The sequence below is a fragment of the Pseudomonas sp. MWU13-2517 genome (assembly GCF_023242545.1).
GTDB lineage: Bacteria > Pseudomonadota > Gammaproteobacteria > Pseudomonadales > Pseudomonadaceae > Aquipseudomonas.
The window spans coordinates 1-617 of the sequence record NZ_JALMFA010000040.1 but is presented as its reverse complement, the minus strand read 5'-3'; the positions used below and the strand labels follow the sequence as shown (position 1 = coordinate 617).

The following is a 617-nucleotide window of genomic DNA, read 5'->3' as shown; positions in this document are numbered from 1 at the left end:
TGGAACTGTTCGGCCACGCCGGTCATTTTGTTGCGGCGGCCCATGGACAGGATCTGGGTGAAGCCGCAGTAGAAGAAGATGCCTTCCAGGACGCAGTAGTAGGCGACCAGGTTGCGCAGCAGTTCTTTGTCGGTGTCGACGGTGCCGGTTTCGAATTTCGGATCGGAGATCGAGCGGGTGTACTTCAGGCCCCAGGCGGCTTTCTTCGCGACCGATGGGATCTCGTGGTACATGTTGAAGATCTCGCCTTCATCCATGGCCAGCGATTCGATGCAGTACTGGTAGGCGTGGGTGTGGATCGCTTCTTCGAAGGCCTGGCGCAGGATGTACTGGCGGCACTCCGGGTTGGTGATCAGGCGGTACACGGCCAGCACCAGGTTGTTGGCAACCAGGGAGTCGGCGGTGGAGAAGAAGCCCAGGTTGCGCATGACGATACGGCGTTCGTCGTCGGTCAGGCCCTCGGGGTTTTTCCACAGGGCGATGTCGGCGGTCATGTTGACTTCTTGCGGCATCCAGTGGTTGGCGCAGCCGTCGAGGTACTTCTGCCAGGCCCAGTCGTACTTGAACGGCACGAGTTGGTTGAGGTCGGCGCGGCAGTTGATCATGCGCTTTTCATC

Annotated in this window: 1 protein-coding gene; it reads right to left on the bottom strand. The window is 59.8% G+C overall.

The features are described 5' to 3' along the window. A partial coding sequence (locus M5B97_RS27565; RefSeq protein WP_248733237.1) for a ribonucleotide-diphosphate reductase subunit beta occupies positions 1 to 617 on the bottom strand: 617 nt, incomplete at both ends.